The following is a 25,275-nucleotide window of genomic DNA, read 5'->3' as shown; positions in this document are numbered from 1 at the left end:
GCCCGCGGGCCCAGGCACCCGCAAACACGCCGTTTCGAGGGCTCCAGGCCCGTAGGCTAGAGGCATGGCTGAAGCGCAGATTCCCGAGGGGCTCACCGCCGACTACGAGAACACCGGGGTGCGTGAGGCGATCCACGCCCTGCAGCAAGCACCCGATTACACGCACCTGGCGGCGTTTCTGACCACGCTGCGCCAGGGGTTTCTCGTGGTCGACGTCACGGGCACCGCGAAGAAGAAGGCCACGCACATTCGCACGATCCGCTCGACGAAGGGGCAGTTGCTGCTACCCCTCTTCACCTCGATGGACGAACTGCGGGCGGCCCTGCCGAAGGGCAAGGGCGAGCAGGCGAAGGGCGCGATCATGCCGATCGACGAGGCGCTGCGCCTGATCCACACGGGCAAATTCGTCGCGGCCCAGTTCAACGCGGGATCGGATGCCCTGGTCGTGCTGCGCAAGTACATCGACCTCGCTCTGGGTGACGACCCGATCGATGCCGCCAGCCTCGAAGCGATGCGCTGACCCCGCGCCTTCGGAACGCGGGGTCAGCGCTCAACTATCTCTAACGCGTCTCCCCATTAAACGTCCACTGAGTGCGCGGTACGCCCTCGACGGTCACCCAGGTGTCGGGGCGTTTCCCGTCTGGCCCCGTGCAATATTCAGCCACAACCTCGTCGATCGCGACGGCAAGCCGCTCGGCAAGCTCCGGGTCTTGCTGCAGCCGGTGCTCAAACATTTTCACGGTGACCAGTGGCATATCCCTGCTCCCTTTCGACCTATGACCAGACGCGATCGAGACGCGCCCGACGTTCCGCCCGCGCGGCGAGGGCCTCATCCATCGTGACCGACTGGAACCGAACTTTGGTGCCCGGCGCCATGCGCGCGAACAGGTCCATGTCAGCACTGATCACCGTTCCCGCCTGCGCGTAGCCACCGCCCGAGACCGCGTCGCAGTGCAGCACGATCGGCTGGGTGCCGCCGGGAATTTGGATCGAGCCAACCGCGTAACCCGCGTCGGTGATGTTCGAGGGGTCTTGCCCCGCACCAAACGGCTGCTCCTCGGCTTTCCAGGGTGCCCCCGGCCCGTCAAACCGCAGGCCCATGCGATCCGCGACCGGTGTGAGCGTCCACACCGACTCGGTGAGATTCGCGAGCCCTTCGTCGGTGAGCTTGTGATCGTAGAGACCGAGCATGATCCGCACGGTGACCTCACGCTCGTACGTCGGAAGGAGCTCGTCTGGAACCGCATCTAGCCGGGGCAGTGTCTCGGGCAGCGGTGCTCCGACGGGCACGACATCCCCCACTTGCAGGGAGCGCCCTTTGAAGCCGCCCATCTTGCCGATGGGGTAGGTAGATCGGGATCCCAGCACCTCCGGCACGTCAATCCCTCCGGCAACCGCAATGAAGAACTTGCTGCCACCCTTCAGCATCCCGAACGACACCTCGTCTCCTGTGGCGAGTTCGATCCGCGAATTCGAGGGCTTCGCCTCGCCATTGACCAAGACCTCAAGGGGTGCGCCGGTGACCGCGATCACCGTGGGCGCGTCCACCGTGAACTTTGGCCCGAGATACGTGCACTCGAGTAGCGCCTCGTCGGCGGTGTTTCCGACCAGTCGGTTGGCGAGGCCCGCGGCGTATTGATCCATCGCACCGCCCTGCGGAATCCCGAAGCGGTAGTACCCAAACCGGCCGCGATCCTGCACGGTCGTCGCGAGCCCGGGGATAAGAATCTCAAGCGCCATCGAGAGCCTCCAAGAGTGTGCGGTTGTAGCCATCGGGATCGGCAAGTGCGTCGGCGAGGGTGAAGGTCACCGGGGCCTGCTTGTAGCGGTAGGTGCCCGCCGCAACCTCGGCCTCGATCTTCCGGTATTCAGCCTCGTCAACCGGCCGGTACTTCACGATGTCTCCCGTGCGGAACAGCACCATGAAGTCGGAGAAATCGGGAAGCTTCTGTTCGGGATCGAAGATCGGTGTGGGCGTGATGCCGAGCATTTGATACCCACCAGCCCCGCGTACCGAGTAGTGCGCGGTGAAGCAGCCCCCATAACCAATGGTCAGTGGTGGTGTGTCGGTGCGCGGGCTCAGATACTTCGGAACCTCGAGTTGCCGCTCACGAGGGGTGAGTTGAAACAGGAACGGCAGACCCGCCACAAAGCCCACCATGGAGACTAGCCAGGGCGTCTCGTGGTGGCGACGAATGAATTCTTCCGCGTTCGCCAGTCCATTCACCTCGGCGCTGTAGTCCAGATCCGTTCCCTCGGGCCGCTGATGATAGCCCTCCCGAAATCGTGCCCCAGTCTCGTTTGTGTACGGGTCGTTGTACCAGACGGGCACTTCGATGATCCGAGTTTCAAGCTCTTGCACCGTGGCATGACGAACCTCGGATTCGAGTTCTTTCACCGCAGCCTCGAGGTCACGGTACCCGAGCACATCAGGGTCAAAGCGGATCAAAAGCGATGCGTTCGCCGGGCAGATGTCAACGATGCCGGGCAGCGCTCGTTCTTCGAGACCGACCGCGATCGAATTCGAGACGAAGTTTGCTTCCAACGACATGTCCGGGGCGATCTCCACGAGCAGGAACTCGTCGCCTCCCCAGCTGTAACGAGCATGTTCAGGCAGTGTCATGCGGATTCTCCCAACAGGCCAGGCACGGATTCGATGTAGGTGGTGTGATGCTTCGCCTGGGCAAAGTCCTCGAGGGCGACGAGCCTACGCATCAGCGGCACCGTGGTCTTGATGCCGGTAATCTCGGTTTCGCCCAGCACCCTCGCCGCCCGGGCGATCGCCTGATCGCGGTCCTTTGCCCACACGATGAGTTTGCCCAGGAGCGAGTCGTAGAAGGGCACCACGGTCTGCCCGGCCGAGAATCCGAAGTCGGTGCGCACGCCGGGCCCGCCGGAGAGTTCAAGGCTGTCGATCCGCCCCGGGCTCGGCAGAAAGTTGTTGTCCGGATCCTCAGCATTGATGCGGAACTCGAACGCATGCCCGGTGAACGTGACATCCTCCTGGGTGTAGCCCAGCTTCTCCCCCGAAGCGATGCGCAGTTGCTCTCGCACCAGGTCGATACCGGTGATCGCTTCAGAGATCGGGTGCTCGACCTGCAATCGGGTATTCATCTCGATGAACGCCACTTCTTGGCGTTCCGGATCATAGAGAAACTCGACCGTGCCGGCACCCAGGTACTGCGACTGCCGGGCAAGCTCGACCGAACTCTCGCGCATCTGTTGACGCAAATGGTCGGGAATGTTGGGCGCGGGTGCCTCCTCGATGACCTTCTGCTGCCGACGCTGCATCGAGCAATCTCGGTCGCCCAGGTGCACCCAGGTTTCACCGTCTCCGAGCACCTGCACCTCCACGTGCCGAGCACGGGTGACGAAGCGCTCGAAGTAGACATCGCTCGAGTTGAACGCGGCCTGGGCCTCCGCCTGGGCGACTTCAACGGTGGATCGCACGTCGTCGCGCGATTCGATGCGTCGAATGCCGCGTCCACCGCCGCCGGCTGATGCCTTCACGACCATCGGATACCCGATTGCGTCGGCAATCGCTTCGATGTCACCCGAGGTGTCGAGCGCGCCTTCGGTGCCAGCCAGCACCGGCACACCAGCCGCGAGCGCAGCCTGCCGAGCACGCGACTTGTCGCCCATCAGGTCGATCGATTGCGGGCTCGGGCCCACCCACGTGAGTCCGGCGGCCTCCACCTTGCGCGCAAATGCGGCGTTCTCTGAGAGAAATCCATATCCCGGGTGGATCGCGTCTGCGCCCGTCTCTTGCGCAGCAGCAATCACGGCATCGTGGTTGAGGTAACTCAGGCCCGCCGGAGCTGGGCCGATCACCACCGACTCGTCGGCGAGCCGCTCGGCGTTGGAGCCTCGGTCTGCTTCGCTGACGACCGCGACCGTCGAAATGCCCATTTCACGTGCGGTACGAATAATGCGTACCGCGATTTCACCGCGATTGGCAATCAGCAGTTTCTTCAAGATGGAGTCCTTTACAGTCTGAAAGTGTCGCGAGTTAGTCGATGGTGGCGATGATGTCGCCTGGGCCGACCATTCCGTTGTCTTCGACTGCGAATGCGCTGACCACGCCAGACGTTTCGCTTCTCACCTCGGTGAACTGCTTCATGATCTCAATGACGCCGATGGTCTGCCCTACCGCAACGGTGTCTCCCTCCTCCACGAATGGGGGCTTATCGGGGGCCGGTCGACGGTAGAAGATGCCGGGAATCGGGGCAATGACCTGGGTGCTCATGAATGATGCTCTCTGTTCGAAGGGGTGATGAAAGTCGTGATCGGTTCAGCTATCCAACACCGCGCGCACGGCTCGAGCAACGTCGACCGCATTCGGAGTATCGGAATGGACGCAAATACTGCCGAACTCAATAGGCAGCTCGGCACCGTCTATCGACAGGATGGTGCCGTCAGCGAGCGCGCGGCGAGCGCGCTCCGCTGCAGCCTCGATGTTGGTTTCGTGGGGCTGGCGCAGGATGATGAGACCGCCGTCCGAGTTGTAGTCGAGATCGACGTAGAGCTCACCGATGAATTCCACTCCCTCTCGCTCCGCAACCCGCTGGTGAGCGCTCCCGGCGATACCAAACACAGGAACACCGTAGTCACGGGCGACGCGCACCGCCCCGAGCATGAGTTCCTCGTCGCGGGCCAGCATGCCATAGAGAGAGCCATGCGGCTTGATGTGGTTAAGTGGCAGATCGTACTTGGTGAGGAAGCCGCTCAAGGCGCCCACCTGATAGCGAATGATCGACTCGACCTCTTCGGGGGTGAGTTTCATTTCACGTCGGCCGAATCCGACGAGATCGGGCAGGCCCGGGTGGGCACCGACTTTCACGCCATTTTCCTTCGCAAGGCGCACGGTTTCATCCATGGTCCCCGGATCTCCGGAGTGAAAACCACAGGCCACATTGGCCACATCAATCACCGACATCAGCGTCTCGTCATTCCCGAAAGAATGCAGGCCAAAGGCCTCGCCCATATCTGAGTTCAGTGAAACCACATCGCGTCGTTGAGCTGTCATGGCCTCAAAGGTACGCCGAGTTACTGGATCGCGTTACTATGCATATGCAAGAAAGAATGTGCTGTGATTGTGCAAATGCGAGAGGGTACACCCATGCGTGTCGCGGACCTGCTCACCGAGCATTCCCTCCACCTCCGCCTAGAGACACCTAGCGGAGCTGAGCGTTTAAGCCGCGAAATCCTTCGGTGCGCGCCGACTGAACACCTAGACCCAACTCCCTTTCTTGACCCCAATGTGTTGCTCCTGACCTCCGGCATCGGAATGAACTTCACGGAGCAGAGCATTTGGGACGGCTATATCGAGCGACTCACTCGCGTGCCCGTTGCGGCGGTGGCATTCGCCATCGGCACCGCGCATCGCACGCTCCCTCGTGGGCTCGTGGACGCCTGTGCGAGACACGATGTGCCGCTCCTCGAAGTGCCGACCACCGTGCCCCTGCTGAAGATCGATCAGCACGTGGAAGGCATGCTGCAAGCAGAGCGCATCGCGGTACTCGATCGGGGCTGGTCACTCGCCGACGATTGCGCCCGACTGGCGAGTCAGGGTGCCGAGGTGTCGACGCTGCTCGCGACCATCTACGCCGCGCTCGAACGGCCAATCGCCGTCTACGACGCCTTTGACTCCCTGATCGCACAGTATCCGGAGGCGGTGACGTGGCGCACCGGCGCTGCGCGCGCGGCTCAGCCCGACGTGCTGACCGTGCCGTTGCCCATGGGGCTCAGTAACCCCTGCCAGCTGGCGGTCCGCTTGTATGGATCACCGGGCGATGTCGAGTCCCTCCTGGCCTCGGTCACCTCGATTCTCGCACTCCAGCTCAACCGCTCCGTCGTGGTCGACGCAAGCAGCCACCAAGACATGCTGCGCTTCGTGAACCGTTGCGTCGCCTGGTCAGAATCCACGCGCAGCGATGTGGCGAATGCGTTCCAGGAGCTTGGGCTAAGTCGCCGCACCGAGACCACGCTGCTCGTCGCCGACATGAGCGGGGAACACGCGGCCGCCGGCTGGAAGCTGCGCGTCGCGTTGCACGACAGCTTTCACGATGTGCGGGTGGCCGAGCTCGACGACAACCTCGTAGCCTTGGCCCAATTTCCGCGTGAAGAGTTTGCCGAGATCTCAGCCCGCCTCCTCGGGATCGGGACCGAGATCCCTCTGGTGCTCCACGGCCCGGCCCGCACGATCGACGAGCTGCGCATTTCTCTGGTTCACGCCCTCGACCTGGTGCGGCATGTGACTGGCCCAGTTCGGGCACCGGCGCTTGGCCTGAGTGCGGTGGTGGCGGCAGCCGCGGGAAGGGGCGCTCGCGAGTCAGCTGAGCGCTTCCTTGCGCCGCTGATTGAGCACGATCAGCAGCGCACGACCGAACTGCTCCCAACGCTGCGGATCTGGTTGCGTAACGACGCGCAGCCCTCGCGCACCTGCGAAGAGCTTTTTATCCACCGCAATTCACTCAGCTACCGGCTGCGCCGCATTGAAGATCTGCTGGGCATTTCACTCGACACGCTCGATTGCCGAGCGACCTGCCTGATGGCGCTCCGGCTCGTGGAGCTCGAGCCGTACTAGGCCACGCATAGTCGCTCACCGGCACCAATCGGCGGTGCGCCTCGAGAAACACGAGGCACACCGCCGAGAGGATTTCGGACTATCGAGTTGCGACAACCTTGATCAGGCCGGTGCGGTTCGAGGGCCGCACCTGCCAGAGAAGCGCGTACACGAGCGAGGCTGCAATGACCGTGAGGATCGGGCCCCAGGTCGAGCCGATGCCTGCGAGATCAGGGTTGAACTGGCCGAGCTGCAGCATGACGATGCCGATGATTGTTGCCACGATCCAAGCAATCAGGCCATTCGAGTTGAACGGTCGGTAGTGCTGGTCACCGATCGCAGAGTGCTCCTGGCTCCCTCCGCGGCTCAGCAGCACGTGCGTCAGCGCGATCGCAACCCACGCGGTCACGAGCACACCCTGCCACGCGAGGGCGAGGAGCAGGTACTGCACGATCGGGAGCAGCATGAGGAGGAAGATGATCACCGACGACAGCAGCACCCAGAACAGGTTCGGCAGCTTCACGCGGAATACGCGCTCAGCGAAGGCCCGCAGGTTCGAGGCGCCGAGGTAGTAGTTCGCGGTGTTGATGCGAGTCTGCGAGGTCCACACGACGAGCAAGCCGAGGAGGCCCATCATGGTCACGAGTCCCCCGGCGATGCCGGTCTCCGAGGCCTCCATTCCGGGAATCGTGAAGGTAAGGAAGATACCCACGACGGCCGAGAAGCCAAAGGCCAGCACGTAGAAGACCGGACCAAAGGAGACCCACTGGTGAAACTTCGTGTCCTTGCGCTTGCCGAGAGCCGCGAAGTCCATTGTGAACATCATGAGGATCCATACGCCCATGTACCCGGCGAAGGTTGCGAGCCAGCCCGGGCCACCCATGGCGAACGGAACCGGCATCTCAGGTGCCTGGGTGAGCCAGTTGTCGCTGAATCCGTAGACCACGCCCGCCCAGATGACCGCTGCGATCAGGCCGAAGAAGTAGATCGGCAGCAACCAACCGTTGAGCTTGTCGAGGAAGCGACGCACTCCACCGATGATGAGCGGGGTTGAGTAGGCCACAACGATGAGGCTCCACATCCACATCTCGCCGCCGAATGCGGTCATGAATGCATAGGCGACGATCGAACCCTCGAACACGGAGTAGTAGATCGCGATGAGTGCGAAGATAATCGTCGCGATCGAGGAGCCAGCGGTCCCGAGGATGGTGCGGGAGAACTGCGCCACCGTGGTGCGGTTGTTGATCGCGTACTTCGACAGAATGGCGTTAATCACGCCGTACACGATGATGGTCAGCACGATGCCAATCAGCGCGTTCACGGTGCCATAGGCGACGGCCATGGCCGCGCCGACGTAGACATAGAACATGGCGCTCGCGACGCCGTACCAGGCCATTGACAACGAGCCGCGGCTCATCTGGTCACTGTCGTTGCCCTCTCGAGCCAGAGCATCGGTTGCTTCGACGTCGTCGTTGCTCCCGGTTAGGTTGAGACTCACTGTCTGTACCTCCATTGGTTTTTCCAGTAGATGCTGCGGGATTCAGCCCGTGTACTCGCGTCGGTGCGTGCACACGTCCCTGCAGCGGGGGATTTCGTCAACGGCCGGGGCCGCGGCGAAGCTGGTGCGTATTTCCGGGAAAAAATCCCAAAGTTCCGCGTAGCCATCTCATTGTTGTCAGTGGATCCGCCGAGAAGTACTGGGCATGAGCCGGAATGAGCGGCGATATTTCTGTCATTTGCACAAATCTATGTTTCCGGAATGGATCGCCCGTACGGGCGACCCATTCCGCGCAAGCGTCAATCTTGGCGCTGCACCGAGGGGCTAAGCGCCCCAGTGGTCTGCCGAACGCCGCTGCATCTGCTCGCGATGCTGACGCGTGGTCTCCTCAAACAGCTCGCCGGTGCCCCAGTCGAGGATCACGCCGTGACGCCGGATGACATCAAGGAGGTCGAGATCGCCAGAGCGATACTTCTCGGCAACCTCGGCCGGGTCGGTGTGCAGCCACGCGGCCCGGTTGTCCCGGATCCACGTCCGCTTCGCACGCGTCGCATCCTTGTCGATCTCGTACTGGTCGAGTTCCGGGTCGATCTCGCGAATGACCACGCCGTAGTCCTCGGCCGCGCGACCGATCGACACGTAGTCGTCAATCACATCCTCGAGCACCTCCTCCGGGGTGCGCTCGAGGGGGTCACCGAACCCGCCACCGCCAGCAGAGGGACGATAGAACGTGTCGCCCGGCTCCACGGGAACCGAGGAGAAGATCGATCCGAGGAACCGCTCGCTCTCGGTGTCCTTGTTCATCCAGACCCCGTGGGGAATCGAGGGCAGACCGCCCTCAATACCCCAGGTGATCGAGCGAGCGCGGTCACAGCAGTAGCTCATCACGGCCTGTTCGGCATCCGTGAGGATTCCGCCCTTCTCGATACCGCAGCCTCCGCGGAATCGTCCGGGCCCGCCGGAGTCCGTGCCGATCTGGAGCATGGTGGTGATCACCGGCGACAGCCGCTCCTGGCCCTCGCACGGCTGCACCGCGAGTCCGACGCCGAATACGGGTGCCGTCGCGCTCGAGCCATCCTTGCTGACTCGGCCGCCCCACCCGCCGGCCATCCAGTCGTACCACATGAAGTACGGCTTCGAGTCGGTGCGGGCGTCTCGGCCACCCACGAGGAGGTACTCAAGGTTGAAAGCGCAGGCCATCGCGCGCTCGGGCATGATCTGCGACCACAGCTCGAAGATGCCGTTCATCAGCTTCTCGTACGGGCCAGACACGGTGCCGGTCACCGCGTAGGGCCAACCGGCGTTGACGACCGTACCCTCGGGCCCGATGTCGGCCGTTACCGCTGCGTAGAAGCCCGAGTTCAGCGGGACATCGGGGAAGAAGGTCTTCGTTCCGGCGTAGATCGCCGAGAAGGTCGTGCCGTACCCTGAGTTCAAGAACGTCTTGATCGCCGGGCCACCCTTGATGTCGTAGTGGATCCCGCTGCCCTCGAGGGTCATTTTGATGCGCACGGGCACGAGCGATTCGGGCGCACCAGGGTCGAGGTCGAGATAGTCGACCGTCTCCCAGGTGCCATTCGGCAGCCCCTCCAGACGACGCCGGACGGTCCGCTCCACGTAATCCTGCGTCTCCTGCATCGCCGCTTCGACGGTTTCGGTGCCGTAGCGGGCGACCAGGCGCTGAATCTCACGCTCGCAGACCGCGGTGGCCTCCGACTGGGCATGCAGATCCCCCATCGCCTGTTCAGGTGCACGGGTATTCGAGACGAGCAGCTGAGCCACATCGTGCAAGAAGACGCCCTTCGACCAGATTCGCACCGGGGTGATGCGAAGGCCCTCGCCGAAATGCTCGACGGCCTCAACATCGAAGGAACCCGGGACCCGGCCGCCGATATCTGCCCAGTGGCCCTTGTTCTGCGCGAAGGCGATAATGCGACCCTCGGAGAACACCGGCCGGATGAATGACACGTCGTTGAAGTGCGTGCCCCCGCGGTACGGATCGTTGATGGCGAAGACATCATCGGGATGAATGTCATCGCCGAATTCCTCGATGACCGCCTTGCACTGGAAGTGCAGGGTGCCCACGTGCACGGCGATGTCGCCAGAGCCCTGCATCACGGTATTCCCCGTGGCGTCACACAGCGCTGACGAGAAGTCACGGGAGTAGATCACGAACGAGTAGCACGTGCGCAGAATCTGCTCACTCATCAGGTCGACACTGGTGGCGAAGGCGTTTTTCAGCACTTCGAACGTCACCGGGTCGAGGGTCGTTTCCCGTGCGGTCGCTACCGGTCGGGCGAGTGTTTCACTCATCAGTTGGCCTCCTCAAGGTGGATGCGAATGTTCAGCCACTCGTCAATCTCGGCCCGGGTGTGCGGGGGAACGACTGTGGTGGAATCGAGCTGGTTGACAATTGCCGGGCCGTGGAAGTAGGTTCCAGCGGCAAGTTTCTCGCGGTCGTACACGGGCGTATCGAGCCATCCGTGCCCGCCGAAGTAGACCGGCCGACGCTCGGCTGGGCTGCCCGGTGGCTGCGGAATCACCTCAGCTGGCCGGAACGCGGGCTTCGGAGTCTTGCCGACGGCCGCGAGATGCAGCTGGTACACCTCAACCGGAGCATCGTCCTGCCGGAAGGAGAACTCACGCTCGTATTCCTCGTGAAAGGTGCGAACGGCCTGCTCAAGCGCACCAGGCCCGCTGCCCATGGGCACCTGGAGTGAGCGCCACTGCCCGGAGTAGCGCATTGAGATCTTGCGCTGCAGCATGGCGTTCTCGTCAGAGACACCCTCGTGACGCAAGCGAGTCGAGGCTTCGGTCTCGAGAGCGACAAACGCCTCCTCGATGCTGTCCTCGTCGGCAGCCGCCGCCAGGCCGGTGTACATCTGGGCCAGGTCGTGACGAATATCGACGAGCAGGCAGCCCATGGCCGACGTCACCCCGGGGTTCGGGGGCACGACGACGGTGGGGATCCCGAGTTCGCGCGCGACATCCGCGCCGTGCAGGGCACCGGCTCCGCCGAAGGCAAGGAGCGCGAAATCTCGCGGGTCATATCCGCGACGAATCGACACCAGGCGAACCGCGTCCGCCATATTGGCGTTCGCCACGGAGACAATGGCCTGTGCCGCTTCCTCCAGGCCCATCCCGAGGGGCTCGGCGATGACCCGGCGAACCGCCCGCTGAGCCAAGGACTTTTCGAGCTGCTTCACTCCGCCCGCGAGGGAGGAGCCGAGGCGCCCCAGCACAACGTTCGCGTCAGTGTTCGTCGGCTGATCGCCACCCGTGTCATAGCAGGCCGGGCCGGGATCTGCGCCGGCCGACTGCGGGCCGTTGCGAAGGGATCCCGCAATGTCGATGTGTGCGAGTGATCCGCCGCCCGCACCGATCGTGAGCACTTCGATCGATGGGAAGATGATCGGGTGGCCATACTCCACCTGCCACTCCTGGGTGATGCGCAACTCTCCGTCAGCCACGAGGGCGATGTCGGTTGAGGTGCCGCCCATGTCTAGGCTCACCGCGTTGTCGTATCCGCACTGCTGCGCGATGTGCTTGGCAGAGATCGCACCGGCCGCGATGCCCGAGGCAGCAAGCCGCACCGGAAACTTCTCGACGAGCCGTGGGGTCATGGATCCGCCGCCAGAGTGCAGCAACAGGAGGTCACCCTTGTAGCCGCCATCCCGGAGCTGATCCGAAAGCCGGTTGACGTACCCCGACACGAGCGGCGCCAGAACCGCGTTGGCGACCGCCGTATTGAATCTGGGGTACTCGAAAATCTCGGGCAGGATCTCTGCAGAGGTCGAGACCGTGGCCTCGGGGATGACCTCTTCGAGAATCTCGCGCATCCGGGTTTCATGAGCGGGGTTTGCATACGAGTTCAGGAAGCAGACCGCGATGGTGCTCACCCCGCGACGCTTGAGCAACTCGGCGAGTTCCCGTGCTTCACCCTCATCGAGTGCGGTGAGCGTGTTCCCGGAATAATCCACGCGCTCGGTCACCTCGAAGCGATCGCGCCGGCGAATGTAGGGTGCCGACACATCGTTGTAGGCGTCCCAGAGATCATCCTTGGTGCCATCGCGAATCTCGAGCACGTCTCGAAATCCGCGCGTCGTCACGAGGGCGGCAGCCGGAAAGTTTCGGGTGATTAACGCATTCGTCGCCACGGTGGTGCCGTGGGAGAAGAGGGAGACATTGCTGAGGTCAATCTCGCCACGTTCGACACCATTCATCACCGCGATCATCGGATCGTGAGGGGTGGATGGCACCTTGGTGACGCGCATCTGTTTCGTCTCGTCATCAAAAATGCAGACATCGGTGAATGTTCCACCGACATCGACTGCTACACGGACTGTGCTCATTGGCTCCTCCAGAAGTTCAACGTTGAGCTCGGGTGTTCTCAACCTTCGTCCGCTCACCCGCGGGGGTCATTAGAAAATTCGAAGCATTATCGAAGCCTCGTTGTAATATCCACAAAATTAGACGATAATCAACACACGAAACATCCAGTTCACACAATTTCAGGAAGACTTGCGTGCCAACTTCTTCAGGGCCACCGTCGGAGCTTGAGCGTCTGCGCGACACCATTGAGATAACAAACACCCTTCTCACCGCGATTTCCTCGACGGAACCCGTGAATACGCTGGCGAATCGCATCGGCGTCCTGTGCCACGGAACCGCCATCATTTACGATGTCGACGGCAAGATCGTCGCAAGCACGGGCACTGCTCCTGCCCAACTCATCTGGAACGAGATCGCGGCAACCAACCAAAGCGATCTTGCGACGGAAATTGGGCGCTGGCACGTGCGCAGTCGCCGCGTCGCGCTGCGTGACGGGATCCACGTCATCGCGATTGCGAGCCGGGGGCCAGAAACGATCGAGCACCTGGGCGAACTCATTCTCGACACCTCTGAGCGACTGCTCGGTGCGGTGCACGGCATTCAATACGGAGCAATTCGCAGGGATCGACGCGATAACGAGCAACTCATTGCCTCACTGCATGACGGAATCTTGCCCTCTCGAGAGCATCGATTTTGGAGCCGCATGACCCAGTTCGATTTCCCTGCGTACGCTCCGGTTCGAGCGGTCGAGCTGGCGCCGTTTGGCAGCGAGTCAGCCCGGGAGTCCCAGGTCTCGCAGCTAGTCACACAGGCCCGATCTAGCGGAACTCCTCTGCTCCTGATGCTGCATCGCACCGACCGCGAGGCCCCGGCTGCCATCGCCGCGATCGTCCCTGAATCAGCGAGCGGCGAAGCCTGGCTGAAGGCGGTGTCTCGCCGCTACCTCGTGGGCGTGTCAGGTCCGTTCGACGCGCTGAGCCGAGTTCCCGAAAGCGTGAGGGAAGCCGAGACGGCGCTTGACATTGGTCGGCAATGGGCCGCCGCGTCTGACGACCCGGCGGTCATCGGACCGATCTGGATCGACCGCATCGATCTCGCCACCTGGCTGCTTTCACACGTCGATCCGAAGCAGCTCGAGGCCCGGATTTCAGCCACACTCGCTCCTCTGCACGACCCGGGCCTGCGGGAAACGCTCGTCACGTATCTCGCTTCCGAGCAGCACATTGGACGCACCGCCGAGGCGCTCTTCGTGCACCCAAACACAATCAGGTACCGGCTCGGAAGAGTCGAGGAGGCCCTGGGGTTGCCGATTACGTCGGCTCCGGCGCTGGCCAATCTGGTGCTCAGCCTGCGCCCTGAGATAGCGGCGACTCAGCTTCGTGCAACGCGAGCCAATGGCACCGACCCACATTAGGCTGTCCCAAACAGTCACTTTGCCGAACCCACTGAAGGAGACCACATGACTACCGGAGCACACAGCGAAACCCAGCTCGAGAACGAACACTTTCGGGTGACAAAGTGGACGATTGATCCCGGCGGAGTCATTCCGATGCACGTGCACGAACACGAGTACGTGGTGGTGCCCATGGTCACCGACACCATGCACGTGACCAACGCCGACGGCAGCGAAATCGTGGCAGAACTCACCGCGGGCGTCAGCTACACCCGGCCCGCGGGCTCCGAGCACCAGGTCGAAAACCGCACCTCCGCGGCTCCCGTCGTGTTCGTCGAGATCGAAAAGCTATCGTGACCGACGTCGTAGTTCGACCCGTCGCGGCAGCAGACCGCGACGCGTGGGTGACCGCCTACCGCGGCTATCGAGATTTCTACGGGATGCCCCACGACCCTCAGGTGTTCGAGACCGTCTGGGAATGGCTGATGGATCCACTCCACGAGACTCGCGGGCTGGTCGCTGAGGCCGGTGGTGCGATCGTCGGCCTTGCCCACTATCGCACGTTTGCGCGCCCGATCGTCGGGGCCAGGGGCCTCTTTCTCGATGACCTCTTCACCGCCCCCGCGGCCCGCGGACAGGGCGTGGGGTCGGCACTGCTTGTGCGGCTCGCCGAGATTGCTCGCGATGAGCAGGCCACCGTGGTGCGGTGGATCACCGCTGGCGACAACGAGACTGCCCGAAGCCTTTACGATCGGGTCGCACGCCAGACCCCCTGGGTCACTTACGATCTGAGCCCGGCAGCCTCCAGCTGACACAGACGGACTGACACCGAACGGGGTTGCGCCGAGCGTTCCGCCCTGGGCTCAATCCCGTCCCGGAGTCGACTACACCGACGGCTTGAACGCGAACGCGCGCACGATCTGCACCGCGCCCATCACGATCATCGACAGGCCGAGCAGCAGCCACAGCGTGATGGCACCGAGCAGCGGCGACAGGATCAGCACGAGGCCGGCGACTACGCTGATGATGCCGTAGACGATGGTGAGCACGCGATGGCCCGACCCCTTCAGCGTGGTGAACGAGAAGATGCCCTCGATGATCCACAGCACGCCGATCATGATCGACAGGAACGCGGTCAGAACTGCGGCCGTCGCGGCGAGGTTTGCGAAGATGATGACCGCGCCGACGATGTAGAGCAGGCCAAGCACGACGTTGCCGGTGCGCGGCCACCCCTTCATCGACTTCGCGAAGAGCGCTGACCCGAGATACACCACGCCCACGCCCGCCGCGTACAGCGCGACGATGACGGCAACGATCTGCATCATCACCGCGCCCGACTTCACCGGGTTCACGAGGATCAGGATGCCGACGATCAGCGCGACGAGTCCACCGACTCCCAGCATGGTGCGGATCGCATCGACCGCGCGATGCTCGGTGTTGAGGGTAGAGGGGCCAGCCATAGGGGTGCCTTTCACGTGACGAACTCAGGAATCAGCGACCCGCTGGGGTGCCTGTTTTATGATGCACCCTGATACCCCCTGAGCGGTACCCCCAGCCGGGAGCGCGGAAAGTTCACCCTCGATTTCGCCCTTCGACCGCATTCGAGTGCCCCAGTCCGCGAATGCGTTCGGTACCCAGGGTCGTGTCACCGTACCCGTGCGGCTGGGGCCGACCCTCGGCATCCACCGCCACAAACACGATTTCTTCCAGCGTCAGCACTTCTTGCCCGGTCACCGCGTTCTCGACCCGGCAGCTGATGGTGAGCGAGGTGTTGCCGAACTTCAGTACCCGGTACTCGAGCTCGAGCAGGTCGCCGCGATCCGCCCTCGCCACAAAATCGAGTGCCGAGAAGTGCCGAGTGACCACGTCGATCGTGCCCAACTGGGTCACCGCCACGATCGCGGCCTCCTCATCGACCCACTGCAGGAGTCGACCGCCAAACAGCGCGCCGTGTTGGTTCAGATCTTCGGGCTTCACCCACTTGCGCACCGTATGGCGAAAATCGCTCATGCAATCGACCTACTCTTCTTCGTCTTCGTCTGCGTCTTCTTCATCGTCCGCGACGTCAACGTCACCCGGCTGTCCCGACTGAATGTGCGTGGCGGGCCCGAGGTGCGATGCACCGCCCTCCTCGCCCCATCCCTGGTCGGGAGTGTGCGCCGGATCCGAGTCATGATCCTGCGTGCCAGACTGACTGTTCTCGTTCATGGTGGCTCCTCTCGTGACGGGCTGCGGAGCTCCGGGCCCTCATACCCAGCGTACGCCCGCACCCACCCGGCTCGCACCCACCCAGCGCACCTGCCCCTGCACTACGCTCAGAAATACAGTGGATCGCGGCCGCCCCCGGCCATCACCCGACGAATGGAGACCGCCGAATGAAGCGCGTGCTCACCTACGGCACCTACGACCTCCTGCACTGGGGGCATATTCGCCTGCTGCAGCGCGCCCGCGCCCAGGGCGACTACCTCGTCGTGGCCCTGTCGACCGAGTCGTTCAACGAGGGCAAGGGAAAGAAGACGTATCACGACTTCGAGACCCGCAAGAAGATGCTCGAGGCGGTGCGCTACGTCGATCTGGTGATTCCCGAGGACTCGTGGGATCAGAAGATCAACGACGTGAAGCGCTACGAGATCGATGTCGTCGTGATGGGCGGCGACTGGGAGGGTGACCCGCGCTTTGAGATCCTCACCGACTATTGCGACGTCGTATACCTCGATCGCACCGAGGGCATCTCGACCACCAAGATCAAGCGTGACCTGGGCATCAACGCGTGAGCGCCCAGCCGACCCTGCACGGTCCCCTTGTCACCCTGCGCGACCCCGAAGAGCGCGATGTGGATCCGCTGGCCGCGATTCTCGTCGAACCCGAGGTCGCGGTGTGGTGGGTGGGATACACCCCCGAGCGGATCCGCGAGGAGTTCCTCGCGCACCCCGACACCGCCCGCGTGATCGAAGTGGACGGGCTGACCGCCGGCGCGATGTTCGTGCTGCGCGGCGAGGATCCCGAGTACCCAACGACGATCATGCACATCTTCCTCGGCACCGCCTTCCGCGGACGCCGCATTGGCGAGGAGGCAGTTGCGCTGGCCATTCGTCACGAGTTCAGCGAGGGGGTCACCCGCGTCACCCTCGACCCGAACATCAACAACGAGGGCGCGATCCGCAGCTATGAGCGGCTCGGGTTTCAGCGTATCGGGGTGCTGCGCGACTACCAGGTGCGCCCGGAGGGGCACCTGGAGGACGCACTGTTCATGGACCTCACCCGCAGTGACTTCCCCGGCGGGCCTCCGCTCCCCCCGCGCGACTAGAGCACAGGTGCCGCAGCTTCGCCGACACGCGTACCGACGGTGCCTTATTCACTTCAGGGTGCCTTGTTTGCGCAAATAGCGCACCCTGAAGCGAACAAGGCACAGTCCGCGCGGCAGAATCGGGCGCGGCACCGGTGTCCGACGCAGAAGTGGATCGGCCCCGCGCCTCCGACGGAGGTTGCGGGCCGATCCACTGCTGCGTGCAATGGTCGTGCCTCACAGCACCTTCGAGAGGAAGGCCTTCGTGCGCTCGCGCTGCGGGTTCGCGAGCACCTCGGCCGGGTCTCCGGATTCGACGACCACGCCGCCATCCATGAAGGCAAGCGTGTCGGCTACTTCCCGCGCGAAGCCCATCTCGTGCGTCACGACGATCATCGTCATGCCGCTCTCGGCAAGACCCTTCATCACGTCAAGCACCTCGCCGACGAGTTCGGGGTCGAGGGCGGAGGTGGGCTCGTCAAAGAGCATCAGCTTCGGCTCCATCGCGAGCGCCCGGGCGATCGCGACGCGCTGCTGCTGCCCGCCCGACAGGTGCGCCGGGTAGTAGTCGTGGCGCTCGGCCAGACCCACGCGCGAGAGCAGCTCCATGGCCTTGGTCTTCAGCTTCGCCTTGCTGCCCTTCTTCAGCAGCATGGGCGCGGCCATCACGTTCTCGAGCGCGGTCATGTGCGGAAACAGGTTGAAGCGCTGAAACACCATGCCGATGTCGCGGCGCTGCTTCGAGGCCTCGGCGGGGCGCAGCTCGTAGATCTTGTCGCCCTGCTGACGGTAACCGACGAGCTCACCGTCGACCCACAGCCGGCCCCCGCTGATCGTCTCGAGGTGGTTGATGCAGCGCAGAAACGTGGACTTGCCCGAGCCCGACGGGCCCACGAGGCAGAGCACTTCGCCCCGGTTCACCTCGAGCGAGATGCTCTTCAGCACTTCGTTCGAGCCAAACGACTTCGAGACGGCCTCGGCTTTCACCATGGGGGTCTCGCTGGCGGATCCACTCATCGTCCATCACCTCCAAGTGCGGGTGGCGCTGCTGGACCTGGGGGCGTCGCGGGTGCGCCACCGCCTGCGTCGGTGCCGAGCGTGCCAACCGTGCTGGCCCTACCGCCACGGTTGCCCGTGCCCGAAGCGACACCGATTGTGCCGGTCTCGAGCGAGATCTTCGGCGTATCGGGGCGCGCGTCAACGCCCTTCGCAAAGTGTCGCTCGAGATAGTACTGACCGACCATCAGGATCGAGGTGATCACGAGGTACCAGATCGAGGCGACGATCAGCATGGGCACCGGCTTGTAGGTGACTGATGCGATGTCGCGTGTGCGCGTGTAGAGCTCGAGCGTGAACGGCACGGCCGTGACGAGCGATGTCGTCTTCAGCATCGAGATGACTTCGTTGCCGGTCGGCGGGATGATGACGCGCATCGCCTGAGGCAGGATCACGCGGGTCATCGTGTGCCCCCAGCCGAGGCCGAGAGCGGTCGCCGCTTCCTCCTGGCCTTTGTCGACCGAGAGCAGGCCGGCCCGCACGATCTCTGCCATGTAGGCGGCTTCGTTCAGGGCGAGACCGATGACCGCGAGCACGAAGTAGCTCAGCAGATCCTGCGTCTTGAACGAGAGCCACGGCTCGGTGAAGGGAATGCCGATATCGATGCTCTTGTAGATGACCCCGATGAGGCCCCAGAACACCAGCTGCACGTAGACCGGGGTGCCGCGGAAGATCCACAGGTACGCCCACGCCACCGACCGGAAGACTGGGTTCGGCGAAAGTCGCATGATCGCGAGCGTGACACCGAGCAGCACCGCGATGATCATCGAGTACACCGTGAGTTGCAGGGTGTACCCGATCGCCTCGATGACGCGAGTGTCGAAGAGGTACTTGCCTACCTCGCCCCACGAGTACACGGGGCGGTTGAACGCTGCGTCGACGATGAACAGCACCACGAGCAGCAGGAGGACGGCGGCAAACACCGTGCGCCACGGGTGCCGGAGCTTGATCGCTACGATCTCCTCCGGCACCGCGTGGCTGTCGGGCCGCGGGGCACGTGGCCCCGCGGCCGGGGACTGCGTGTCAGACATGACTCGCGAATCCGGTTCGACTACTCGGTACCGGCGTTGATCGTGGCCGATTCCACAGCGCCCGGGGCGATACCCGCGGCCTCAAGGATTTCGAGGTAGGTGCCGTCATCGATGAGCGACTGCAGCGCCGCCTGAACCGCCATGGTCATGTCGCTGCCCTTGAGGGTGGCGAAACCATAGGGTGCCGCGTCGAAGAGATCGCCGACGAGCTCAAGCTCGCCCTCGAGCTCGGTCACCGCAGCGCCGGTAACTGGGGAATCAGCGGAGAATGCATCGGCCTGACCGTTGACCACGGCATTCGTCACTTCGGGCTGACCGTCGAACGGCAGGACGGTGATCGCTTCCTTGCCGGCCGCGACGCACTCGTCGTTGCGGGCGGGCAGTTCATCGGTGTGCTGGATCGTGCCCGCCTGCACGGCCACGGTGAGGCCGCAGGCGTTTTCGGGATCCACATCGGAACCCACCGGAGCGGCCCACTGGCTACCCGCGTTCAGATAGTTGACGAAGTCGACCGTCTTCTGACGCTCGAGGTTGTCGGTGAACGATGAGGCACCGACCTGCAACGCCTCTTCCTCGATGCGGGGAAGGATGCTGTCGAAGGGCAGGATCTCCCACTCGGGCGCCAGGCCCAGCTTCGCGGCGATCGCCTCGGCGAGTTCGATGCCCCAGCCGACCGGCTTGCCCGACGCGTCCTTGTACTCGTTCGGCGGGTACTCGGCGTCGGTGCCCATGACGAGCACACCCGATTCCTTCACTTCGTCAGGCAGCAACGCTACCGCGGCAGCGTCGGGCTGGATCCCGCTCGCGTCGACGCTGGCGGTCGTGTCGCCCTCGGTGTTCGTGCAGCCAGTGAGTGCAAGCGCAACTACTGCGGCGAGTGCGGGCAGTACAAATCGAATCTTCATCGATCCATATCCTCTTCTGTCGTTAAAACAAACCATTCATGCGTGAACGGGCCAGGCCCGCATTACATCTGGAGCCTACCGCGGGGCCACCCCGCGATAGAGCTTCGGCGCGTATTTGGGATCATTCCGAGACGTTTGGGCGATCCACCATTGCAGTGCTGTGGAGGTTGTTCAACGGGTCTCGCGGTGAGCGCCTAAACTTGAGTGTTCACGCGAGAAATCGGGGAGATGTGTTGATCGAAGGCACGACCGAGACCCAGGTGCTGACCGAGGTCGAAGATGCGGAGACCCGATTGTCGGAGGCGGCCCAGAGCGATTTGTTGCGGCACGCACCCGTGGGCCTCATGACGATCGACATGCAGGGCACCGTGGTCGCCCACAACCTCATGCTCGCGTTGTGGCGCGGGCACCCCGCGGCCGATGCGTCGGGCGCCTTGATTGGAGAGAACGCCCTGGATTGGCTGTCGGCCGATTCTCTCGCGCGCTGCGTAGCGTTGCTTTCGGCGGAGGAACCCGTCGAGCAGCAGTTTCGCGAGATCGTCATTGAAGGCCGTGCTATGAATGGCGAATTCTCGCCCATCATCTTGAATGCCGACCTCGTTTTCGACGCGAACGGCCAGATGCGGCTGCACGTCGCGCTCATCGACGCGACCGAGCGGGGCCGGTTCGAACGCGAACTCATCGAAGCGCGCCACAGTGCGGATCGCGCCAACGACCAACTCCACGACCTGCAGGAGCAACTGCGCCACCAGGCGCTGCATGACCCCCTCACTGGACTGGCGAACCAGTCGCTTCTTGAAGAGCAGTTGGGTCGGATCCTGCTTGCGGCGACTCGCGCGGAGAAACCGTGTGCCGTGCTCTACCTCGACCTCGACGGGTTTCGCGCCCTCAACCAGGAGTGCGGGCACGCGGTGGGTGACGAACTGCTGCGCGTTATCGCGGATCGACTGCGGAGCATCAGCCCGGAAGGCGGAGTTGTGAGCCGACTCGGTGGCGACGAGTTCGTACTGGCCGGGGGCCCGACCGACGAGGCATCGCTGGCTCTGCTTGCAGAGCGAGTCCTGGAGCAGGTGCGCCTGCCCCTGCCCGAGCTCATTGGCGATCGACCACTCTCTGCCAGCATCGGGACGGTGCTCTGGTCGCCGCGCCCAGGCGAGGGTGCGCCGTTTGCCCGCGACTTCATCGCTTCCGCCGATCAGGCGATGTACAGAGCCAAGCTCGCGGGAAAAAACACGGTTGCACGGTGCCTCTGGAGCGACATCGTCAGTTGAGCGGTGTCATTGGAGTGGATCAGTGGCCTTTGTTTTGGCGCTGAGCGCCCCCTCTTGCTAAGCTAACTGAGTTGTCTAGTGATGTTGTGCTGGGTGATGACTCGCGCGAGTGGCGGAATGGCAGACGCGCTGGCTTCAGGTGCCAGTGCCCGCAAGGGCGTGGGGGTTCAAGTCCCCCCTCGCGCACACGAATGAAATGGCCCCTGACCTGGGATTTTATCTCTCGGGTTGGGGGTCATTCGCGTCGGAAGTGCTAGAAAAAGTGCTAAGGGCGATGTGCGAGTGGTTCAGGACGGCCACAGAAACGGTGCTTAGCGGTTCCGTGAGGTGAGGCCGCAGCCACCTCAGTCGATGAGAGCAGCGTTGGATAGGCTCGAAGTATGAAGTTGAGCACAGCGGCGCTTGTTGGCGTGATTCTCTCGATCGCCTTGGTCCTTGCGGGTGCTCTCGTTATCACCTTTACAGCCCTCGGTGTCGTCGGCTTCGTCCTCATCGTGCTCGGGATTTGTTTCGAGATCTACGCGGTTACCCGCCCTCGACGCTCGGCTTAGCGGTTCGGAGTCTTACAATCGTCGCTCTCCTGGATCAGCCGTTCAGGTGGGCGGCGAAGCGGTCTACTGCCGAGCGCTGCATGGTCGGAGTGACGTGGGAGTAGATGTTCATCGTCGTGGTGATCGTTGAGTGGCCCAGGCGCTCCTGCACGACCTTGGGATGCTCCCCGAGTTCCAGCAGCAGGGTCGCGTGAGTGTGACGCAGCCCCTTGATCGTGACCCGATGCAGGCTGTCGAACTTCGCGGTCACCCACTTGAGGCGTCGATCCCAGCGGCTCGTCATTGCGTCGGGTGAGCGGAGCTTCCCGTCATCGTCGCCGAAGACGTAGGCGTCGGCCTTCGCCAGCTCGAACGACACCTCCGCGCGGGTGACCTTGTACGAGGCGAGCACCTTCAACGTCTCGGCGTCCACGTCGATGACACGGGCCTGTCCGGTCTTGGTGGTCTTCGTCTTCGTCCAGTCGTCGGTATCGACGGCGCGACGGATGCTGACCCGCATCGTTTTCGCGTTGATGTCCGACCACTTGAGGGCGAGTGCTTCCGAGCGACGCATTCCCATGTAGGCGATGAGCCGCCACAGTGGGAACAGCTCGTCTTCCAACTCGTCGCGGTTCCAGGTGAGGAACGTCTGCAACTGCTCGGCCGTCCACGTCGCGATCTCGGGTTTCTGCGCCCGCACCTCGCTGGACTTCGGGGGCTTCACGGTGCGCTTCTTCTTCGCCGGGTTAACCGTCAGGTGCCCGTCGTCTATCGCGGCGTCGAGGATCGCGCCGAGCACGACGTGCACCTTGTGGACGCTGTTAGCCGACAGCGGCTCGCCTTTGCCGTACTCGTCGCGGCGGCCGTGGTCTTCGAGGTCGCGGTAGTGGCGCGCGATCCTCGTGGCGGTGAGCTTGTCGAGCCGGATCGCGCCGAGCTGGGGGCGGATGTGGTTGCGGATGATCTTCTTGTACCCCTTGATCGTGGACGCCGCGAGCTTCAACCCCGCCACCCACTCATCCGCATGGGTGCCCACGGTCGGCACCTTGTTGCCGAACTTCTCGTTCTGCTTCCGCTGCTTCAACGCCTCCTGCAAGGCGTCGTTCGCCTCGTCGGTGCTGGTGAATCCCGAACGGGTCAGCCGCCGCGATCCCATCTCGGGGTATTCGGGGTCTTTCAGGGCGTAGATCTGGAACCGCCACCGCTTGCCCTTGTCGGTGTCGTAAGCCTGGATTGAGCCGGGCTGCCGTGAGCGCGAACGCCGCTGCTGCTTCTCACCCCCGCTGCCCTGCTCGGCGGGCTGCCTTTTCGCGATCATGACCGTGTGCTCCTTGCCCTCGTCGTGCCGGGCTGGTGTGTCTGGGCGTAGTTGTCGATGTAGTCGGCGGCGTTGAACACTCTCCCCTCGGGATCGAGCTGCACGCCGCGTTCCCGGATTGCGCGCGCTCGTGCTCTGGCCGTGTCCAGCCGCTCTTGGTAGGCGGCGATGGTCTTGGGGTGTGCCTGGGTCTTCTCGGGGTCGTCTTTGCTGGGGGCGGTCATGCCCGCGAGGGTGGTTTCGAGGTGGTGGATGCGGTCGGTGCAGATGACCCATTCCTGCTGCCAGTAGTTGAACAGTCCCTCGTCGGTGAGGACGAGTTCCCCGCGCATCCACCTGTCGATCTCTTCCGGCTCATACCCTTCCGGAACGCCTGTAAGCGTGGTCTGCTCGTCGGGTGGGGTCAGCAGCGCGGCGGGGGTGGTGCGCAGCAGGTAGGCGATCACGGTCAGGTCGTCCACGTCCACGCGGCGATCCCCGGCCTCGAGCTTGCTGATGCCCGAGGTGGAGAGCTTGCGCCCGGCGGCTTTCAGCCCGTCGGACATGGTGCGCAAGTCCATGCCGATCGCTTGACGGGCGGCTCGGATGTTCTGCGCGACGTGCGTGTTCGTGATGCCTGCGGGGTTGCCCCGCACCCTGTCTGTTTCCATAGTAGAAAACTACAGCGCAATGCTTGACAGCGCAAGTGCGATTCTCTACGGTGGGAGGAACCACATTTCTCGGCGCTGACACGAACGGATGGTGTGACGATGCGGCAGAGCACCCTCGACATGGACGACCTCCGTAAGCGGCGCAGCCTCGTCATCACCCGCAAAGAAGCCGCAGAAGCCCTCGGCGTCGATCCCCGCACGATCACTACGAGCATCAACGAAGGCACCATCCCGCATGTGAAGCTCGGGCGGCGCATCGTGATCCCCCGCGAGAAGTTCCTCGCCCTCTTCGCCGACGCCGCAACCGACATCGGCGAAGCCTGACAATCCACTGGCCGTGCCGAGTCGGCACCCCCGCCCCTGGCCTCCCGGCGAATGTCAGCGGAGCAACGTAAACTAACCCAAGAACGCCGACCACAAGGAGGCACCCCGAATGGCTCTCAAGACTCCCGTATCCGAGGCCCATGTCCGGCGTGTGCTCGCGGAGGTCGAGGCCGGGCAGGTCACGGCCGGTGCAGTCGTCACTGAGGCGGATCAAGAGATTGCCCGCCGTCAGGTGCGCGGGGAACTGTCCGCGGATGAAGCGGTGCGCGAGGCGATCGCTGCGGCGCTTGACCGCTTCCCCGCGAAGTAACCCGTCCGGGCAGGAGCACCAGTGCCCGACCGCTACAGCTACCCGAACAGCCTCGTTCTGATCAACAAGCTCGGCATCACCGACTACGACCGCTGGAAAGCCGTCGAGACGGCCGCGATCCATCAGCGCATGGTCGAACTCACCGAGCACCCCATCCCCGGCCGGTACGACCTCGCCCACTTGCAGACCATCCACCAGCATCTGACCGCCGATCTGTATGTCTGGGGCGGTGACATCCGCGACACCGACACTCACCCCGGAGGCACGGGCATCGCGCATTGCCGTCCGCCGTTCATCGTGCCCGAGGCTGAGCGCGTCTTCGGCGAACTCGCTGCCCGCGACCATCTCCGCGGCCTGGACGCGGATGCGTTCTCCGACAGGCTGGCATGGGTGTGGGGTGAGACGACCGCGATCCATCCGTTCCGCGACGTGAACACGCGCAGTCAGCACATCATGTTCAACCAGCTCGCCCGCGACGCCGGATGGGTCATCGACTGGTCGCAGATTCCCGGCGACGTGTTCGCCCACGCCCGCACCCTCGCGATTGTGGAGGATCACAGCGGGATCGACGCGCTGATCCGGCCGAACCTCCACCGGCTCGACGGGAGCATGCGACCTGGGGAGGCGTTGACGGTGGAGCAGGTGCGCAGCTTCCAAGCGCGGGGTATCTCGCGGACGCCGGACGTTCTGGATCGCGAACTCGACGCAGCTCGCCGCCGCCGTTCTCACTCGGCCGCGGAGTCGTTCGGCACGGAGACACGCCGCCCGGAATCGCCAACACCCCACGGCGGGCTGTCTCTGTAGCG

The 25,275-nt window shown here is 63.6% G+C and carries 29 protein-coding genes and 1 tRNA gene; 13 read left to right on the top strand and 17 right to left on the bottom strand.

Going from position 1 to position 25,275, the window contains the following annotated elements; all coding sequences use genetic code 11:
- Nucleotides 1-64: 64 nt before the first annotated feature.
- On the top strand, nucleotides 65-520 hold the full coding sequence (locus ACR0R4_RS01485; RefSeq protein WP_433645555.1) for an SseB family protein: 456 nt from the start codon (nucleotides 65-67) through the stop codon (nucleotides 518-520).
- A 40-nt stretch (nucleotides 521-560) separates the two neighbouring features.
- Here the strand turns inward: ACR0R4_RS01485 and ACR0R4_RS01480 are convergent, their stop codons facing one another.
- Genes ACR0R4_RS01480 through pxpA form a run of 6 tightly spaced genes read right to left on the bottom strand, consistent with a single transcriptional unit; the run spans nucleotide 561 to nucleotide 5,026 of the window.
- Nucleotides 561-755, bottom strand: coding sequence for a tautomerase family protein (locus ACR0R4_RS01480; RefSeq protein WP_433645554.1), 195 nt, complete (start codon nucleotides 753-755; stop codon nucleotides 561-563).
- 19 nt (nucleotides 756-774) lie between these two features.
- Entirely contained in the window at nucleotides 775-1,740 is a 966-nt protein-coding gene (locus tag ACR0R4_RS01475) for a 5-oxoprolinase subunit C family protein (RefSeq protein WP_433645553.1), read from the bottom strand.
- Complete coding sequence (locus ACR0R4_RS01470) at nucleotides 1,730-2,623, bottom strand: 5-oxoprolinase subunit B family protein (protein ID WP_433645552.1); 894 nt, start codon at nucleotides 2,621-2,623, stop codon at nucleotides 1,730-1,732. The genes ACR0R4_RS01475 and ACR0R4_RS01470 overlap by 11 nt, the downstream gene beginning before the upstream one ends.
- Nucleotides 2,620-3,975 carry an acetyl-CoA carboxylase biotin carboxylase subunit gene (locus ACR0R4_RS01465; protein ID WP_433645551.1) on the bottom strand — a complete coding sequence of 452 codons (1,356 nt, stop codon included), beginning with the start codon at nucleotides 3,973-3,975 and terminating at the stop codon, nucleotides 2,620-2,622. Before ACR0R4_RS01465 ends, ACR0R4_RS01470 begins: the two co-directional genes overlap by 4 nt.
- Nucleotides 3,976-4,009: 34 nt before the next feature.
- Nucleotides 4,010-4,246, bottom strand: coding sequence for an acetyl-CoA carboxylase (locus ACR0R4_RS01460; protein WP_433645550.1), 237 nt, complete (start codon nucleotides 4,244-4,246; stop codon nucleotides 4,010-4,012).
- 45 nt (nucleotides 4,247-4,291) lie between these two features.
- The gene (gene pxpA / locus ACR0R4_RS01455) at nucleotides 4,292-5,026 is read right to left on the bottom strand and encodes a 5-oxoprolinase subunit PxpA (RefSeq protein WP_433645549.1); all 735 of its coding nucleotides are present in this window, start codon (nucleotides 5,024-5,026) and stop codon (nucleotides 4,292-4,294) included.
- A 93-nt stretch (nucleotides 5,027-5,119) separates the two neighbouring features.
- On the opposite strand from pxpA, the gene ACR0R4_RS01450 reads away from it, so the two are divergent.
- The gene (locus tag ACR0R4_RS01450) at nucleotides 5,120-6,586 is read left to right on the top strand and encodes a PucR family transcriptional regulator (RefSeq protein ID WP_433645548.1); all 1,467 of its coding nucleotides are present in this window, start codon (nucleotides 5,120-5,122) and stop codon (nucleotides 6,584-6,586) included.
- A gap of 79 nt (nucleotides 6,587-6,665) precedes the next feature.
- Here ACR0R4_RS01450 and ACR0R4_RS01445 read toward each other — a convergent pair whose 3' ends face one another.
- From ACR0R4_RS01445 to ACR0R4_RS01435, 3 genes are all read right to left on the bottom strand, one after another.
- Complete coding sequence (locus tag ACR0R4_RS01445; protein ID WP_433645547.1) at nucleotides 6,666-8,063, bottom strand: purine-cytosine permease family protein; 1,398 nt, start codon at nucleotides 8,061-8,063, stop codon at nucleotides 6,666-6,668.
- Between the two features lie 324 nt (nucleotides 8,064-8,387).
- Nucleotides 8,388-10,376: a hydantoinase B/oxoprolinase family protein gene (locus ACR0R4_RS01440; protein WP_433645546.1), complete on the bottom strand. Its 1,989-nt coding sequence runs from the start codon at nucleotides 10,374-10,376 to the stop codon at nucleotides 8,388-8,390.
- Entirely contained in the window at nucleotides 10,376-12,415 is a 2,040-nt protein-coding gene (locus ACR0R4_RS01435; RefSeq protein WP_433645545.1) for a hydantoinase/oxoprolinase family protein, read from the bottom strand. Before ACR0R4_RS01435 ends, ACR0R4_RS01440 begins: the two co-directional genes overlap by 1 nt.
- A 173-nt stretch (nucleotides 12,416-12,588) precedes the next feature.
- On the opposite strand from ACR0R4_RS01435, the gene ACR0R4_RS01430 reads away from it, so the two are divergent.
- Genes ACR0R4_RS01430 through ACR0R4_RS01420 form a run of 3 tightly spaced genes read left to right on the top strand, consistent with a single transcriptional unit; the run spans nucleotide 12,589 to nucleotide 14,600 of the window.
- Nucleotides 12,589-13,809 carry a PucR family transcriptional regulator gene (locus ACR0R4_RS01430; protein WP_433645544.1) on the top strand — a complete coding sequence of 407 codons (1,221 nt, stop codon included), beginning with the start codon at nucleotides 12,589-12,591 and terminating at the stop codon, nucleotides 13,807-13,809.
- Between the two features lie 45 nt (nucleotides 13,810-13,854).
- Nucleotides 13,855-14,145: a cupin domain-containing protein gene (locus ACR0R4_RS01425; protein WP_433645543.1), complete on the top strand. Its 291-nt coding sequence runs from the start codon at nucleotides 13,855-13,857 to the stop codon at nucleotides 14,143-14,145.
- On the top strand, nucleotides 14,142-14,600 hold the full coding sequence (locus ACR0R4_RS01420; protein WP_433645542.1) for a GNAT family N-acetyltransferase: 459 nt from the start codon (nucleotides 14,142-14,144) through the stop codon (nucleotides 14,598-14,600). Before ACR0R4_RS01425 ends, ACR0R4_RS01420 begins: the two co-directional genes overlap by 4 nt.
- Nucleotides 14,601-14,672: 72 nt before the next feature.
- Here the strand turns inward: ACR0R4_RS01420 and ACR0R4_RS01415 are convergent, their stop codons facing one another.
- The 3 genes from ACR0R4_RS01415 to ACR0R4_RS01405 all read right to left on the bottom strand — a co-directional run bounded on the left by ACR0R4_RS01415 (nucleotide 14,673) and on the right by ACR0R4_RS01405 (nucleotide 15,996).
- On the bottom strand, nucleotides 14,673-15,248 hold the full coding sequence (locus ACR0R4_RS01415) for an HdeD family acid-resistance protein (protein ID WP_433645541.1): 576 nt from the start codon (nucleotides 15,246-15,248) through the stop codon (nucleotides 14,673-14,675).
- A 112-nt stretch (nucleotides 15,249-15,360) separates the two neighbouring features.
- Complete coding sequence (locus ACR0R4_RS01410; protein ID WP_433645540.1) at nucleotides 15,361-15,798, bottom strand: acyl-CoA thioesterase; 438 nt, start codon at nucleotides 15,796-15,798, stop codon at nucleotides 15,361-15,363.
- Between the two features lie 9 nt (nucleotides 15,799-15,807).
- Nucleotides 15,808-15,996 (bottom strand): hypothetical protein, encoded by a 189-nt coding sequence (locus ACR0R4_RS01405; protein ID WP_433645539.1) that lies wholly within the window; start codon nucleotides 15,994-15,996, stop codon nucleotides 15,808-15,810.
- Nucleotides 15,997-16,163: 167 nt separating this feature from the next.
- Here ACR0R4_RS01405 and tagD point away from each other — a divergent pair, with 167 nt between their 5' ends.
- Nucleotides 16,164-16,562, top strand: a complete 399-nt coding sequence (tagD, locus tag ACR0R4_RS01400) for a glycerol-3-phosphate cytidylyltransferase (protein ID WP_433645538.1) — start codon at nucleotides 16,164-16,166, stop codon at nucleotides 16,560-16,562.
- The gene (locus ACR0R4_RS01395; RefSeq protein ID WP_433645537.1) at nucleotides 16,559-17,095 is read left to right on the top strand and encodes a GNAT family N-acetyltransferase; all 537 of its coding nucleotides are present in this window, start codon (nucleotides 16,559-16,561) and stop codon (nucleotides 17,093-17,095) included. The genes tagD and ACR0R4_RS01395 overlap by 4 nt, the downstream gene beginning before the upstream one ends.
- Nucleotides 17,096-17,311: 216 nt before the next feature.
- Here ACR0R4_RS01395 and ACR0R4_RS01390 read toward each other — a convergent pair whose 3' ends face one another.
- From ACR0R4_RS01390 to ACR0R4_RS01380, 3 genes are read right to left on the bottom strand one after another with little or no spacing between them, the layout of a single operon-like run.
- Nucleotides 17,312-18,091 carry an amino acid ABC transporter ATP-binding protein gene (locus ACR0R4_RS01390; RefSeq protein ID WP_433645536.1) on the bottom strand — a complete coding sequence of 260 codons (780 nt, stop codon included), beginning with the start codon at nucleotides 18,089-18,091 and terminating at the stop codon, nucleotides 17,312-17,314.
- The gene (locus ACR0R4_RS01385; protein WP_433645535.1) at nucleotides 18,088-19,161 is read right to left on the bottom strand and encodes an amino acid ABC transporter permease; all 1,074 of its coding nucleotides are present in this window, start codon (nucleotides 19,159-19,161) and stop codon (nucleotides 18,088-18,090) included. Before ACR0R4_RS01385 ends, ACR0R4_RS01390 begins: the two co-directional genes overlap by 4 nt.
- A gap of 20 nt (nucleotides 19,162-19,181) precedes the next feature.
- Nucleotides 19,182-20,066 carry an ABC transporter substrate-binding protein gene (locus tag ACR0R4_RS01380; protein ID WP_433645534.1) on the bottom strand — a complete coding sequence of 295 codons (885 nt, stop codon included), beginning with the start codon at nucleotides 20,064-20,066 and terminating at the stop codon, nucleotides 19,182-19,184.
- Between the two features lie 233 nt (nucleotides 20,067-20,299).
- Between ACR0R4_RS01380 and ACR0R4_RS01375 the strand changes: the two genes are divergently transcribed.
- The 3 genes from ACR0R4_RS01375 to ACR0R4_RS01365 all read left to right on the top strand — a co-directional run bounded on the left by ACR0R4_RS01375 (nucleotide 20,300) and on the right by ACR0R4_RS01365 (nucleotide 21,888).
- Nucleotides 20,300-21,337, top strand: a complete 1,038-nt coding sequence (locus ACR0R4_RS01375) for a GGDEF domain-containing protein (RefSeq protein ID WP_433645533.1) — start codon at nucleotides 20,300-20,302, stop codon at nucleotides 21,335-21,337.
- Nucleotides 21,338-21,440: 103 nt separating this feature from the next.
- Nucleotides 21,441-21,523, top strand: a tRNA-Leu gene (locus ACR0R4_RS01370).
- A gap of 194 nt (nucleotides 21,524-21,717) precedes the next feature.
- On the top strand, nucleotides 21,718-21,888 hold the full coding sequence (locus tag ACR0R4_RS01365) for a hypothetical protein (RefSeq protein ID WP_170214177.1): 171 nt from the start codon (nucleotides 21,718-21,720) through the stop codon (nucleotides 21,886-21,888).
- A gap of 34 nt (nucleotides 21,889-21,922) precedes the next feature.
- Here ACR0R4_RS01365 and ACR0R4_RS01360 read toward each other — a convergent pair whose 3' ends face one another.
- Nucleotides 21,923-23,185: a tyrosine-type recombinase/integrase gene (locus ACR0R4_RS01360; RefSeq protein ID WP_433645532.1), complete on the bottom strand. Its 1,263-nt coding sequence runs from the start codon at nucleotides 23,183-23,185 to the stop codon at nucleotides 21,923-21,925.
- The gene (locus ACR0R4_RS01355) at nucleotides 23,182-23,835 is read right to left on the bottom strand and encodes a helix-turn-helix domain-containing protein (protein WP_433645531.1); all 654 of its coding nucleotides are present in this window, start codon (nucleotides 23,833-23,835) and stop codon (nucleotides 23,182-23,184) included. Before ACR0R4_RS01355 ends, ACR0R4_RS01360 begins: the two co-directional genes overlap by 4 nt.
- A 99-nt stretch (nucleotides 23,836-23,934) precedes the next feature.
- Between ACR0R4_RS01355 and ACR0R4_RS01350 the strand changes: the two genes are divergently transcribed.
- From ACR0R4_RS01350 to ACR0R4_RS01340, 3 genes are all read left to right on the top strand, one after another.
- The gene (locus ACR0R4_RS01350) at nucleotides 23,935-24,159 is read left to right on the top strand and encodes a helix-turn-helix domain-containing protein (protein WP_433645530.1); all 225 of its coding nucleotides are present in this window, start codon (nucleotides 23,935-23,937) and stop codon (nucleotides 24,157-24,159) included.
- A gap of 109 nt (nucleotides 24,160-24,268) precedes the next feature.
- Nucleotides 24,269-24,469 carry a hypothetical protein gene (locus ACR0R4_RS01345; RefSeq protein ID WP_433645529.1) on the top strand — a complete coding sequence of 67 codons (201 nt, stop codon included), beginning with the start codon at nucleotides 24,269-24,271 and terminating at the stop codon, nucleotides 24,467-24,469.
- A gap of 21 nt (nucleotides 24,470-24,490) precedes the next feature.
- A complete protein-coding gene (locus ACR0R4_RS01340) occupies nucleotides 24,491-25,273 on the top strand; it encodes a Fic/DOC family protein (RefSeq protein WP_433645528.1) in 783 nt (260 codons plus the stop codon).
- The last annotated feature ends 2 nt before the right edge of the window (nucleotides 25,274-25,275 follow it).

This window comes from Leucobacter fengyongliangi (assembly GCF_050971685.1).
In the GTDB taxonomy this organism is placed as follows: Bacteria; Actinomycetota; Actinomycetes; order Actinomycetales; family Microbacteriaceae; genus Leucobacter.
Note: the sequence above shows the minus strand (reverse complement) of the source record. Positions and strands in the feature narration are given on the sequence as shown.